General features: G+C 67.3%; 12 protein-coding genes and 1 pseudogene. 4 read left to right on the top strand and 9 right to left on the bottom strand.

Going from position 1 to position 12,308, the window contains the following annotated elements; genetic code table 11:
* The first annotated feature begins 48 nt into the window (after positions 1 to 48).
* Positions 49 to 1,263, top strand: a complete 1,215-nt coding sequence (locus ACRXBZ_RS27095) for a GNAT family N-acetyltransferase (RefSeq protein ID WP_433881475.1) — start codon at positions 49 to 51, stop codon at positions 1,261 to 1,263.
* A gap of 70 nt (positions 1,264 to 1,333) precedes the next feature.
* A complete protein-coding gene (locus ACRXBZ_RS27090) occupies positions 1,334 to 2,095 on the top strand; it encodes a hypothetical protein (protein ID WP_433881474.1) in 762 nt (253 codons plus the stop codon).
* A 235-nt stretch (positions 2,096 to 2,330) separates the two neighbouring features.
* Here ACRXBZ_RS27090 and ACRXBZ_RS27085 read toward each other — a convergent pair whose 3' ends face one another.
* Entirely contained in the window at positions 2,331 to 3,023 is a 693-nt protein-coding gene (locus tag ACRXBZ_RS27085) for a B3/B4 domain-containing protein (RefSeq protein WP_168586960.1), read from the bottom strand.
* Between the two features lie 38 nt (positions 3,024 to 3,061).
* On the bottom strand, positions 3,062 to 3,670 hold the full coding sequence (locus ACRXBZ_RS27080; RefSeq protein WP_433881473.1) for a LysE family translocator: 609 nt from the start codon (positions 3,668 to 3,670) through the stop codon (positions 3,062 to 3,064).
* Positions 3,671 to 3,801: 131 nt separating this feature from the next.
* Between ACRXBZ_RS27080 and ACRXBZ_RS27075 the strand changes: the two genes are divergently transcribed.
* Positions 3,802 to 4,407, top strand: a complete 606-nt coding sequence (locus ACRXBZ_RS27075) for a phosphoribosylanthranilate isomerase (protein WP_433881472.1) — start codon at positions 3,802 to 3,804, stop codon at positions 4,405 to 4,407.
* A 1-nt stretch (position 4,408) separates the two neighbouring features.
* On the opposite strand, the gene trpC is transcribed toward ACRXBZ_RS27075, so the two are convergent.
* The 6 genes from trpC to ACRXBZ_RS27045 all read right to left on the bottom strand — a co-directional run bounded on the left by trpC (position 4,409) and on the right by ACRXBZ_RS27045 (position 11,484).
* Complete coding sequence (gene trpC, locus ACRXBZ_RS27070; RefSeq protein WP_433881471.1) at positions 4,409 to 5,197, bottom strand: indole-3-glycerol phosphate synthase TrpC; 789 nt, start codon at positions 5,195 to 5,197, stop codon at positions 4,409 to 4,411.
* 12 nt (positions 5,198 to 5,209) lie between these two features.
* Entirely contained in the window at positions 5,210 to 6,226 is a 1,017-nt protein-coding gene (gene trpD, locus ACRXBZ_RS27065) for an anthranilate phosphoribosyltransferase (protein WP_433881470.1), read from the bottom strand.
* Positions 6,219 to 8,336, bottom strand: coding sequence for an oxidoreductase (locus ACRXBZ_RS27060; RefSeq protein WP_433881469.1), 2,118 nt, complete (start codon positions 8,334 to 8,336; stop codon positions 6,219 to 6,221). Before ACRXBZ_RS27060 ends, trpD begins: the two co-directional genes overlap by 8 nt.
* Entirely contained in the window at positions 8,333 to 9,016 is a 684-nt protein-coding gene (locus ACRXBZ_RS27055; RefSeq protein WP_433881468.1) for a YggS family pyridoxal phosphate-dependent enzyme, read from the bottom strand. The genes ACRXBZ_RS27060 and ACRXBZ_RS27055 overlap by 4 nt, the downstream gene beginning before the upstream one ends.
* A gap of 483 nt (positions 9,017 to 9,499) precedes the next feature.
* The gene (locus tag ACRXBZ_RS27050) at positions 9,500 to 10,495 is read right to left on the bottom strand and encodes an IS110 family RNA-guided transposase (protein ID WP_433881467.1); all 996 of its coding nucleotides are present in this window, start codon (positions 10,493 to 10,495) and stop codon (positions 9,500 to 9,502) included.
* A 146-nt stretch (positions 10,496 to 10,641) separates the two neighbouring features.
* Positions 10,642 to 11,484: a hypothetical protein gene (locus tag ACRXBZ_RS27045; protein ID WP_433881466.1), complete on the bottom strand. Its 843-nt coding sequence runs from the start codon at positions 11,482 to 11,484 to the stop codon at positions 10,642 to 10,644.
* Here ACRXBZ_RS27045 and ACRXBZ_RS27040 point away from each other — a divergent pair.
* Positions 11,474 to 11,881: a hypothetical protein gene (locus ACRXBZ_RS27040; RefSeq protein ID WP_433881465.1), complete on the top strand. Its 408-nt coding sequence runs from the start codon at positions 11,474 to 11,476 to the stop codon at positions 11,879 to 11,881. The genes ACRXBZ_RS27045 and ACRXBZ_RS27040 overlap by 11 nt on opposite strands.
* Positions 11,882 to 12,138: 257 nt before the next feature.
* On the opposite strand, the pseudogene ACRXBZ_RS27035 reads toward ACRXBZ_RS27040, so the two are convergent.
* Positions 12,139 to 12,297, bottom strand: a pseudogene (locus tag ACRXBZ_RS27035) (hypothetical protein); the annotation flags it as partial.
* Positions 12,298 to 12,308: the final 11 nt, after the last annotated feature.

Raw genomic sequence — 12,308 nt, 5'->3', positions numbered from 1 at the left:
GCCTGAAAATGAGTCGCACGCCGTTCTCGCGGGCGGTATGAACGTCATATGGCGGACCTCACCACGAGAAGTCTTTCGGCCGACGACCGCGAGTTGTTCTTCGACGTCTTCACCGCTGCTTTCCTCGACGACAGCCGCGACTCCGCGATCGAGCGCTACCGCGAGCTCTTCGACCCGGCGCTGGCCCACGGAACGTTCGACGGCGACGAGGCGATCGGCGTCGCCGGGCGGTTCGAAACGGGCATTACACTGCCGGGCCCGGTTCAGCACCCGGTCGCCGCCATCACGGCGGTCGGGGTCAAGCCCGGACACCGGCGACGCGGCGCGCTGACCTCGCTGATGCGCGCCCAGCTCGACGGCCTGCGCGGCAACGGCTCCGGGCTCGCCGCGCTGTACGCCTCGGAAGCGTCCATCTACGGCCGGTTCGGCTTCGGCCTGGCCAGCTACGAGAGCCACCTGACCCTGCCCCGCGGCGCGGCTTTCTTGTCCACTGTGGACGTCGATGGGAGGCGGGTCAGCGAGGTCGACCGGGAAACCGCGCTGGAATTCGTGCACCAACGATACCCGGCGGTGGCCGCGACCCGGACCGGCTGGCTGTCCAGGGCCGACGGCTCCTGGGAGGTCCGGATGATCGACGACCGCAGCGAGCGCGGCGACCTGGGCAAGACCCGGTTCGCGCTGCACCCCGACGGCTACGTCATCTACCGGCCCAAGCCCAATTGGACGAACCAGGGCCCCGCCTACCACCTGCGGGTGCTGGAGCTCGTCGCGTCGACCCCGCAGGCCTACGCCGCGCTCTGGCGGTACCTGCTCGACTTCGACCTGGTCGGCGAGGTGCACTGGGGCAAGGCCGCGGTCGACGAACCAGTGGTGGGCATGCTCGCCAACTCGCGCCTCGCGGAGCGGCAGATCATCGACGGGCTGTGGGTCCGACTGGTCGATCTCGGCCACGCGCTGGAAGCACGCCGGTACAGCGCCGCGGTGGACGTCGTGTTCGACGTTACCGACTCGTTCTGCCCGTGGAACGCGGGCCGGTGGCGGCTGACCACGGGTGCCGACGGGGTCGCGAGCGTCGCCCGCACCGACGACCCGGGCCAGATGGCATTGGACGTCAGCGACCTGGCCGCGGCGTACCTGGGCGGCAACACGCTGTCCGGGCTGGCCAGGTCCGGGCGGGTAGCCGAGCTCGCGCCGGGTGCGCTGTTCGAAGCCTCTCGCGCGTTCGCCACCGACGACGCCCCGCACTGCCCGGAGGGTTTCTGATCGACCAGCGCCCCTGCTGAGCGGCGTACCGTCGGAACCAACGGGTGTTCCGCCGGGTCAGGAGGCATGGGTGACCGCAATCGTCATCATCGTGATCGCCCTCGTGGTGATCGTCGCCGCGGTCTGGTGGTCCCGGCAGAAGGCCGTGGCGCACCAACGCAACCAGCTCGAAGACGCCAAGGCGGAAGCGCGACGCTGGGTGGAGCGGTTGGGCGGTCAGGTGCTCAACCTGGTCGGCACCAACGAAGCGGCCAAGCAGTCGCTCGCCGATGCGGCTGAACGGCATGGCGCGGCGGTCTCTCAGCTCGACCAGGCGCGCACCGCCGCGCAGGCCCGCCTGACCACGGAGTCCGCGCTGGAAGGCCTGTACTACGTGCGGGCCGCGCGGATCGCGATGGACCTGGATCCGGGCCCCGAGCTCCCCGACCTCTCCGGCCAGCGCGGCGCGGGCAAGGTGACCGAGTACCGCGAGGTCGAGGTCGAAGGCCACCCGCAGGTGGCGTCGCCGAACCCGACCGAGCAGACCCCGCACTACTACCCGGGCGGCACGGTCGCCGGGCGGCCGGTGCCGCAGGGCTGGTACAGCGAGCCGTGGTGGAAGCCGGCGCTCGTCGCGGGTGCCTGGGGCGTGGGCTCGTTCGTGCTGATGAGCGCCCTGTTCGGCGGCATGGCCGGGATCCCGGCAGAGGCGGCCTACGCGGACGGCTTCCAGGACGGCCTGGGCGCCAGCGGCGACCCAGGCATCGACGCCGCGAACGCGGGCGGCGACGACGGATTCGACCAAGGCGGTTTCGACCAGGGCGGAATCGACATGGGCGGTTTCGACCTCTGACGGTTCCGATGTCGCTGGCGACAACCCGCAATTTCAATGGAAACTAGACCAGCTATGCACATCGAGACCGACTTCGGCATCGATGGCGTACGCCTCGATCTACCTTTCCCGTCGGAGGTCGGGTGATCGTGGCTTCATGGGCCTGCAGGTTTGGCCGCCGGGCCACGGTGTCTCCATCGGCAGGGCTCATCCGCCAGCACGCGTCGGCTCGCCATGACCCAAACACCTGCGGAAGTCAGAATTCGAAGCGGCGGGACTGCGGCCCGAGGGTCGCTGACTTGGCCCGCACGCCCCAGACTGCTTCCAGTTCTTCCGCTACCGTCGCGAGTAGGCGGGTGACGTCCTCGCCTGCCGAGTCGTGCAGTGCCTCCACGACGATCAATACCTTGCCGGTGGACGGTTGCACTGCGGAGTAGCGGCTCTGCCGGTTGGTCCATCGCCGGGCGTGTGCCCGGTGCTGCTCATCCGCGAAGATCACCTCACCCGGCTCCGGGTTCTCCGTCTCCCCGCCGAAGGTCAGATATGTCTCTTCGCCCGAGGCCCGGCGGACCTCCAAGTGTCCGGCCACCTCGGCGATGTCGAAGACAGCGATCGGAATCGCGAAGGCGATCGACATCGCGTTGCACACATCGACGAGCGGGTGCAGCTGCGGCAGGGACTTGTCCTTGCGGAACCGGCGCAGCATCGCCTCCGACGCACACCGGTACTGGGTCGGCTTGAGCCCCATCCGGGAGAATGTGCGCCGCCACGCCTGAATCTCCGGGAACTCGCTCTCGGCGGCGGTGGCCAGCCGCTCGGTGGCGATGCCGGTGAACCGGTCGATGCGCGCCACCGTCGAGTTCTCGGCGTTCACGCCGTCGGCGACCAGCACCCCGGCGACGAGTTCGGGAAAGTCGTTCCAGATGTCGGTGGAATGCTCGAAATACATGATTCCTCAGCAGATCGGGTTGGCAGCGTCGGTCGGAGTCAGTTGTCGAAGACGAGGCGGGCGGCGAGCGCTATGAACGCGATGCCGAAGACCCGGCGCAGCCACGCCAGGATCTGCGGCTTGCTGATCACCCGCCAGCGGATGATCGCCGCGAACTTCCCGTAGAGCACGAACACCACGAACGTCGCCAGCATGAAGACCGCGCTCAGCTCCACCATGTAGAGCAGTGCGTTGGGCGCGTTGGTGTCGACGAACTGCGGCAGGAACGCGAAGAAGAACAGCGTCAGCTTCGGGTTGAGAATGTTGATCAGGATGCCGTGCACGATCACCCGGAGCGGCGACTGGGGCTCCACGTCATCTTCGATCTTGAGTCCGCCCTTTTCCCGTAGCACCCCCCACGCCATGTAGAGCAGGTAGGCGACGCCGAGATACCGCAGCACCTCGAACGCCACCGAGCTGGCACTGAGCAGGGCGGCTAGACCGGAGATCGCCGCGATCATGTGCGGGACGATGCCCAGCGTGCAGCCGACGGCGGCGACCACGCCGGCGGCCATCCCCCGGGAGAGTGCGGCGGCCATCGTGTAGAGAACCCCCGTTCCCGGCGTGATCACGACGATGAGCATGGTCAGCAGAAACTCGACGGACACTGCTCTCCCTCTCGGCAAACAGAGGCTCAGGCTTCCCACCTGTAACGTTACCCAAGGTAGTATCAGGCTCGCTCAGTGTGTCGCCCGTTGCGTAACCGGACGGGACACTGCGGGTGGCCCCAGGTATGGTGATGATCATGTTCGTGAAGCTGTGCGGGCTTCGCACCAGCGCCGACGTGGCCGCTGCGGTCGACGCCGGCTGTGACGCGGTCGGCTTCGTCTTCGGCCCCAGCCCTCGCCGGATCGACGCCGAGACGGCGCGGGCGTTGGTGGCGGGACTACCCGATTCCGTGCTCGCCGTAGGAGTGTTCGGCAAGGTGCAGATCGAGCAAGTCGCACCGCTGGCCGAGGCATCCGGCGTCGGCGTGATTCAGCTGCACGGCGAGTACCCACCGGCCGCGTTCGACTCGCTGGCCCCACACCGGCTCTGGCGCGCCACCACACTCACCCCGGAGACCGAGGTACGGGTCGGGGCCTTCGGGGAGGAAGTCCTGCTGCTGGACTCGCCGGTGGCGGGCTCGGGCCGCCGCTGGGATCTCGCCGGGCTGGCCGGCGCCCGTCCGCAGGGGCATTGGCTGCTGGCAGGCGGCCTGACGCCGGACAACGTCGCGCGGGCGATCGCCGAGGCGCGTCCGTGGGGTGTGGATGTTTCCAGCGGCATCGAATCCCGCCGCGGCGTGAAGGACCACGGCCGCATGCGGGAATTCGTCGCCGCGGCCCGCGAGACGGCAGCCTGAATCAGCGCACCAGTTCCGCTGTCGCGCGTTCCACGTCGGGGGCCCGCATCAGGCTTTCGCCGATGAGGAAGGTGCGTACGCCGGCTTTTGCGAGCCGGTCGAGGTCCGCCCGGGTACTCAGTCCGCTTTCGCCCACCACGACGCGGTCCGGCGGGAAACCTGGAGCGAGCGTTTCCGTTGTGCTCAGCGAGGTTTCGAACGTCCGGAGGTCCTTGTTGTTGATGCCGGCCAGCCGTGAACGCATCCCGACCGCACGGGCCAGTTCGGCCTCGTTGTGAACCTCCACCAGGGCGTCCATGCCGAGCGAAAATGCCGCTTCCTCCAGCTCTTGCGCCTCCGTGTCCGACACCGTGGCGAGGGTGATCAAGATGCAGTCGGCGCCCCACGCCCGGGCCTGGAACACCTGGTATACGTCGTACATGAAGTCCTTACGCAGTACGGGAAGTGAGGTGGCCGCGCGAGCTGCGGTGAGATGTTCGGGGCCGCCCTGAAACGACTTGACGTCGGTGAGCACCGACAGACACGTCGCGCCACCTCGCTCGTAATCGCGGGCCAGCGCCGGCGGGTCGAAGTCGGTGCGGATGAGCCCCTTTGACGGGCTCGCCTTCTTAAGCTCGGTGATCAGCGCGTATCCGCCAGCGGTGAGCCGCTTTTCGATCGCGGCAAGAAACCCCCTCGGCGCCTCGGCATCGGCTGCTCGTCGCTCGAGTTCGGCCAGCGGCGTCCGCTGTTTCGCCGCTGCGATCTCTGCTCGCTTGTATTGCTCGATTCTGGTGAGGAAGTTGGCCATCTCGGGTCCTAATCAGGCGTGGTTGGACACGTGAATGAGTCGTTCGAGGCGGGCGAGTGCTTCTCCGGAATCCAACGATTTCGCCGCGATTTCCATGCCTTCGACCAGGTTTTGCGCCCGGTCGCTGATGACCAGCGCGGCGGCGGCGTTGAAGACCGCGATATCGCGGTAGGGTCCAGTGGCTCCTTCCAGTACGGCACGCAACGCTTCGGCGTTGGCCGCGGGGTCGCCGCCCTTCAGCTGGTTGGCGCGTACCGTAGGCAGCCCGGCGTCGCCGGGGCTGAGTTCGTAGACGCGGACCCGGCCGGCTCGGAGCTCCGCGACGGTCGTCGGCCCGGATGTGGTGATCTCGTCGAGTCCATCACTGCCGTGGACCACCAACGCTCGCTCCGAGCCGAGTTCGCCGAGCACGGTTGCCAAGGGCTCGACCCATTCCCGGGAGTAGACACCGACCAGGTGCCTGCGCACGCCCGCCGGATTCAGCAGCGGACCGAGCAGATTGAAGATCGTCCGGGTGCCGAGTTCGACGCGGGTGGCGGCGACGTGTCTGAGCGTAGGGTGATGATTCGGGGCGAACATGAACCCGATGCCGGCCTCGGCGATACAACGACCGATCGCCGCCGCCCCCAGGTCGATCCGGACGCCGAGCGCCGTGAGCACGTCGGATGCGCCGCTTCGCGACGAAAGCGCCCGGTTGCCGTGCTTGGCCACCGGAAGGCCCGCTCCCGCCACGATGAACGCCGCGCAGGTCGACACGTTGTAAGAGCCCGATTCGTCGCCGCCGGTTCCCACCACGTCGACGGCCGAGGCGGGCGCGTCGACGCGGATCATCTTGCGGCGCAACGTATTTGCCGCTGCGGTCAGCTCGGCGACGGTCTCCCCGCGCATTCGCAGCGCCATCAGAAAGGCGCCCATCTGCGATTGCGTGGCCGTACCCGAGGTCAGGTGGGCGAACGCCCTGGACGCCGCATCGAAATCCAGGTCCGAACCGGTCGCCACCCGGCCGACGTATTCCCTGAAATCAGCCATTCCGGTCTCCAGCCGGGTCATTCGAGCTTTCGGTGGGGAAACGCTGGTCCCAGTCGAGTTCGGTGTTCTCCCGGCGAAACGGCGGCTCGTCACTCAGGCCCGTGTCGAGCGTGCGGGCGAACAAGTGCCCGCTGTACACCGCGGCGGCGATGATACCCGGCCCGAGGCAGTCACCGAGCCGCACGACGCGCCGGATCCCCGCCGCTGCCAGGGACTCGCCCGGCAGTTCGCGGTAAAGCGCATCACGCGGGACCGACCCGGTCACCGTAACGATCGCATCGGCCTCGACCACACGCTCACGACCGGTGAAAACGCACGACAGCACCGCACTTCCGGCGTCAACATGAGACAACGCAGTGGAAGTATGCACATCGGCGCACAGTTCCATGACCCGGCGCTGGATTCGTTTCTGTTCCGCCGTGTACTGGGTGTACGCCGACACCAGCGGCTCTGGAGTCACGAACGTGACCCGGCGGCTGCGCGCCAGCAGTTCGGCGAGCACCCCGCCCATGTAGTAGTGATCGTCATCGAAAAGCACGACCCTGCCTTCGGGTAAGCGTCCGGTCATGATGTCGTCCGGCGTGAAGACCGGGACGCCGGCCAGGCCGGGCACCTCCCGGCGGTGATAACGCCCGACCCCGTCGGCCCGCCAGGTCGCTCCCGTGGCCACCGCGACCAGCGAGCACTCCCCCGCCAGCACCTCCGCCGCGGTGAGCTCGTTGCCCGGCAGCAGCTGCACGTTGCGCATGCCGCTCAGTTGGCCGAGCCGCCAGTCCCGCACCCGCGCCCAGGGAGCCAGCCCGGGCAGCCGGGACTCGCGGTTGATCCGGCCGCCCAGCTCGCGGTCACGTTCGGCGAGAATAACCTGGTAACCACGCTGTCCCAGCGCCCGCGCGGCCTCCAGTCCGGCCGGCCCGCCACCTACGATCAGCACCGAGTCGTCGGTGTCACGGGGCGGGATGTACTCCGGGTGCCAGCCGCGCCGCCACTCCTCGCCCATGGTGGGGTTCTGAGTGCAGTGCATTGGTACGTTCGCTTTGTCACCGGCGACGCAGATATTGCAGCCGATGCACTCCCGGATATCGCCGAAACGGCCCTGCTCGATCTTGGCCGGCAGGAACGGGTCGGCGATGGACGGACGGGCGGCCCCGATGAAGTCGAGCGTCCCGCCGGTCACCATCGCCACCATCAGGTCAGGCGAGGTGAACCGGCCGACCCCGACGACGGGTTTACTGGTGACGGTCTTGACGAACTTGACGTACTCGGCCTGGTGCCCCTCGTCGCTGAACCGGGAGGTAGCGCCGTCGCGGGAGAAGTCACCGAGATTGACGTCCCAGAGATCCGGCAGTTCGGCGAGCATCTCGACGACCTCTCGCGCCTCCTCCGCCGAAGGGCCGTCAGGGCCGGCGAGCGCATCGACACCGAAGCGGATCGCTACCGCGCAGGTGTCGCCGACGGCTTCCTTGGCGTCCTCGACGAGCTCGCGCAGCAGCCGGGCCCGGTTCCGCAGACTGCCGCCGTATTCGTCGGTGCGCTGATTGTGCAGCCGGGAAAGGAAATGCACCGGCAGCGTCATGTCATGACCGGCGTAGACGTAAATGATGTCGAAACCGGCCCGCTTCGCGTTGACCGCAGCCGCGCGATGCCAGCGGCGGAACGCGCGGATGTCCGCGGAGTCCATTTCCCTCGCTGTGACGGGGAAAATCCCTCTGGTGGCCGTGACACTGGGGGCGATCGGGGTCGCGCGGGACTCCAAGTTGGGCACGTGATGGCCGTTGTGCACCAGCTCGACCGCCGCGAGCGCGCCATGCCGGTGGATCTCGTCCGTCGCCCTGGCCAGGTAGGGCACGTCGCGGGCGTCCCAAAGCCGCAGCTCCCGCAGATGGTTTCCGGAGTAGTGCACGTCGCACTGCTCGGTGCTGACCACTCCCCAGCCGCCCTCGGCCTTCACCCCGCGCATGGCGGCCATTGCGCTGGGGAAAGAGCGACCCATGCCGTTGAAGTGCGGGACCTGGTAGAAGCGGTTCTTCGCGGTGACCGGGCCGATGCGCACCGGCTCGAACAGAACGTCGTAGCGGGCAGGCCGGGTGACGGGAAGTCGCGCTGTCATGCCGGTCCCATCGGCGGGCGGGCGCCGAAGATCGCGCTTCCCACCCGCACGTGCGTCGCGCCGTATTCGACGGCGAGCTCGTAATCCCCGCTCATGCCCATCGACATCGAAGACAGCCCGCTGCGTTCGGCGAGGCCGGCCAGCAGCTCGAAGTGCGGCGCCGGCGGCCGGTCAGGCGGCGGGATGCACATCAGACCCGTCACATTGAGCCCGAAGTCCTGCCGGCATGACTTGACGAAGGCGTCGGCGTCCTCCGGAGCGACACCGGCCTTCTGCGCCTCCATACCGGTGTTGACCTGGACGAACAGCTCCGGCCACCGGCTTTTCAGTTCGCATTGGCGGGCGAGCGCGGCGCACAGGCTGACGCGGTCGACGGAGTGGATGACGTCGAACAGCTCCACGGCCTGGCCCGCCTTGTTGCTCTGCAGCGGGCCGATCAGGTGCAACTCGACGTCCGGGTGCGCGGCGCGCAGCTCAGGCCACTTGCCGTTGGCCTCCTGCACCCGATTCTCACCGAAGACTCGGTGGCCGGCCATGATGGCCTCGGTAAGGACCTCGACCGGGACGGTCTTGGACGCCGCGACCAGTTCGACGGAGCCGGGATCGCGGCCGGACCGGGCGCAGGCGTTCGCGATGGCCTCGGTGACCCGCGCCAGGCCATCCGACGGGTGGCGGGACATGCGTGTCCCCTTATCTGTGATGTGGGCCCCGTAAAGGGAGCGTTCGATGATTGATTTCGTCGTTTTTGAGGGCTCGTCGTCGCTGTTTGGGCGTGGTGGTCCGCGGCGGGGTCAAGGTGGAGCGCCCGCAGCGGTAGCGAGGACGAACGACCTTGACGCCGGCGGGGGCCCCCGCATGCTGGCGATGGGCGGCGAGACCGGGAAAGCTGGAGCCTGGGTTAGGTCATGGCTGCCTCGAGGCGTGGGAATGGTTGCGGTGCTTGACTAAACGGTGTGCACGCCCGGCGCCCTGCCTTATCTGGGACCACGGACTCGGGTGTGTACCGGTCCGGCGACATGATGGTGGATGGGGTGTTTCCGGTGATGGGGTGCGGCCGCTCAATCTTTCCGGGACGTCCACCGGCGATTCGGTGGCGGCAGGGGGCTGGCGGGAGCCGGCCGCGGGCATCGGCTGAATAGTTGGGCATGGCGTGCACGTGGTCATCAGGCAGCCGCCTCCGGCCAGTCGACGCCGAACCCAGGCGGTGTCGCCGAGGTCACGCAGGGTGTGGTAGCAGCGGCGCAGTAGCAGTAGTAGGCGTAATCCGGGGAGCTTCGGCGGGCGGCAGAGGTGGCTGCCTCGAAGACCGCCCACCGCAGCTCGGGTGGGCCCTGGCGGGCCAGGTGTCCCGGGGAGCGTTTACCGTCGGAGGAATAGACGGTGACATCCAGCCCCGAGTAGCGCACCACCTGATCGGAATTGTGGAACCGGCGGCAATCGCCGAGCTCGGCCCAGATGACCGCCGCGCATAACCAGCCGATCCCGTAGTGCGCCTGCAACGCCCGGCAGCCGGGCTGACGGCGGGCGAAGGTCACCAGTTGCGCACGGATCGGGGTGATCAGCTCCGTGAGCGCATCGATGGCCGGCAGGGCCACGTCTACTGACTGCCGGCCTGCCGGCGATAGCTGGGCGGTGGCCAGGCTCGCCCGGCCGGCCTCGGTGAGCAGCGCCCGCACCGGCGGGCAGCCTTGGTGGAACAGCTGAGCGTGGATGCGCTGCTGCCAGGACCGCCGCTGGTCCATCAGCGCGCAGTACAAGCGTCCCACGGTGCGGACTTCCAGCACCTGTGCCGGGGGTATCCACGACTCCGGTAACCGGTGTTCCAGCAGAAGATCCCGCAGCAACCTCGCATCGGACCGGTCGGTCTTGGCCCGCTTCTTCCGGCCCCGGGCGTTCGCAGTGTCCGCGGGTTCGGCCAGATGCACCTCGACACCGGTCGCGGTCAACTCCTCGGCCACGAACCGCCACCCGGTGCAGCCCTCCACCGCGATCGCCGCATCCACCGCACCACCGGCCGGACACCGTTGTGCCAGCCAGCCCCGCAACATCCCCCGCGTCGCCGGACGAATCTGCCCCCGGCACACCTCACCGGTGCCGGTATCCACATGATCGAACGTGATCTGCTGACGGTGCACGCCAAAACCGCCTACGATAGTCATCGGGACCTCCTCACGCTCCCGAAACAACTTGTGACGCACTCATCTTGCGCCTGAGCTGAGGGGGTCCTCATCACATGCCATCTTTCTTGGACGTACCCCGGCCGGCCCACACGTCGTCGGCGGGGCCGGACCGTTGACCAGTGGGCTCAGCTGAGCTTCTTACGGCCGAAAAGCAGGTTTCGCCACTTATCGAGGTCGTCGCCGCGGGAAGTGATCAGGTGGGCGGCGCCGTCGACGTCGACCAGCACTTCGGCCGGCGGCGGGACGTTGAGGAACTCCATGTGCTGAGTCGCGCAGTAGGCGCCAACGTCGAAGATCGCCACGTAGCTGCGCGCATCCACACCTGCGGGAACGGGGTATTCGCCGGGCAGTATGTAGTCGTTGCGGAGAATGGTCCGGCCGCGGAGCGCGGCACTGGTCGAGCTCTCGCCGGTCAGCTCGGCCATGTCGGCGTCGAAGAACACGATGTTGTGCCGACGGTCGCGCAGCTGCGCCGAAGGCATGAGCATCCGGGAACCGTCGGTAGGTACCAGGCTCGATACGGGGTTGCTGATCACTTCGCGCTTCACACCGAGCAGCAGCACCGCGGTGTCGGCCAGCACGTCACGGGCCAGTTCGAACAGGAAACGCACGTGCGGCGGTATATCCATTCGCCGCGCGGTCTCCGCAAGCTCCTGGAAATATTCGTGCCAGTCGAAATGTTTCGCCGATTCGTCCCATTCTTCGTACGCGAAACCGTGACCACCGGCGAAATTCACCGACCGCGCGGACGGAAAGTGGTCGTTGAAGATCCGGAACATCGTCTCGATGATGCCGATCATCTCGTCGCGCGAGTTCCCGCTGCCGCAGTAGACCTCGAAGCATTCCAGCTCGCGATCGTATTCCCGCAGCAACCGCGTCAGCCGTTCGAGCTCGCCGATTTTGACGCCGGGCTTGCCGGAGTCGAGGCTGTCGACGCGGACACTGATCGTAGGCGCCTTGCTGCGCAATGCGTACTCGAACCTCGCCGACACTGGAAAGAAAAGTCGGGTGGCCGGCGCGGGACCAGAAGGTGATCTCCTCGTCGGCGATGTGGCCCGGCGAGACGATGAAGCGGTCGAAGCCGAACTGACGCAGGATCTCGTATTCTCCGGGCAGCTGAAGCAGCAGCCCGACGCCCAGTTCCCGCAGCGGGCGCAGCACGTGGGGATTGGAGTTGGGGAAGAATGGCACGTAGAGCTCGACGCGTTCGCCAAGGCCCGCGGCTTGCGCCGCCGAGCGCACGCGGCCGAGGTTGCGCCGCAGCTGTGCCTCGCTGTAAATGAACACCGGCGTGCCGACCTGGTCGGCAATCATCTTCAGATCTGCGTTTTTCAACCAAGAATTAAAACTTCGCCCTTTTGGTGACGTCGGCTTTCTGCTTGGATTGGCGGATGCGAGCATGCCCTCACTCAATTTATCCGAACAGTAATTACGCAAAGTGAACCCGAACCGGGGTCCAGGGCCGGCGCGGCAATCTCGTGCCAAGAATCGGCAACATTCGTTGCCGGAAGTTCGACTCTCGAGCCGAACTCGCACTTGACTGGAAACCCCCATTTAACAGAACGTTCGACTGTACGCCATATGCCACCGCGTTGCTAATTTTGTCAACTCGCTGCGGTGCAGGTGAGGTTGCCGACGCGGAAGTAATTGCTCAGCGCCGCGTCGATCTTCTCGGGCGGGTAGACGTTGCCGTGGACCATGCGGCGGCGCAGGACTTCGGCGGTCATGTCGACGAGTTCGACCTGTTCGACGCGGCGGACCACCTCGTAGGAGACCTTCGATTTCCATTGAA

It is taken from the genome of Saccharopolyspora hattusasensis, from assembly GCF_050972075.1.
Lineage (GTDB): Bacteria > Actinomycetota > Actinomycetes > Mycobacteriales > Pseudonocardiaceae > Saccharopolyspora > Saccharopolyspora hattusasensis.
This window is presented reverse-complemented; position numbering and strand designations above follow the sequence as displayed.

Coding starts and splice junctions, on each gene's coding strand:
- ACRXBZ_RS27095 (WP_433881475.1), top strand. CDS start 49: ATGGCGGACCTCACCACGAGAAGTCTTTCGGCCGACGACCGCGAGTTG.
- ACRXBZ_RS27085 (WP_168586960.1), bottom strand. CDS start 3,023: ATGTATTTCGAGCATTCCACCGACATCTGGAACGACTTTCCCGAACTC.
- ACRXBZ_RS27075 (WP_433881472.1), top strand. CDS start 3,802: ATGATCATGTTCGTGAAGCTGTGCGGGCTTCGCACCAGCGCCGACGTG.
- trpC (WP_433881471.1), bottom strand. CDS start 5,197: ATGGCCAACTTCCTCACCAGAATCGAGCAATACAAGCGAGCAGAGATC.
- trpD (WP_433881470.1), bottom strand. CDS start 6,226: ATGGCTGATTTCAGGGAATACGTCGGCCGGGTGGCGACCGGTTCGGAC.
- ACRXBZ_RS27060 (WP_433881469.1), bottom strand. CDS start 8,336: ATGACAGCGCGACTTCCCGTCACCCGGCCTGCCCGCTACGACGTTCTG.
- ACRXBZ_RS27055 (WP_433881468.1), bottom strand. CDS start 9,016: ATGTCCCGCCACCCGTCGGATGGCCTGGCGCGGGTCACCGAGGCCATC.
- ACRXBZ_RS27050 (WP_433881467.1), bottom strand. CDS start 10,495: ATGACTATCGTAGGCGGTTTTGGCGTGCACCGTCAGCAGATCACGTTC.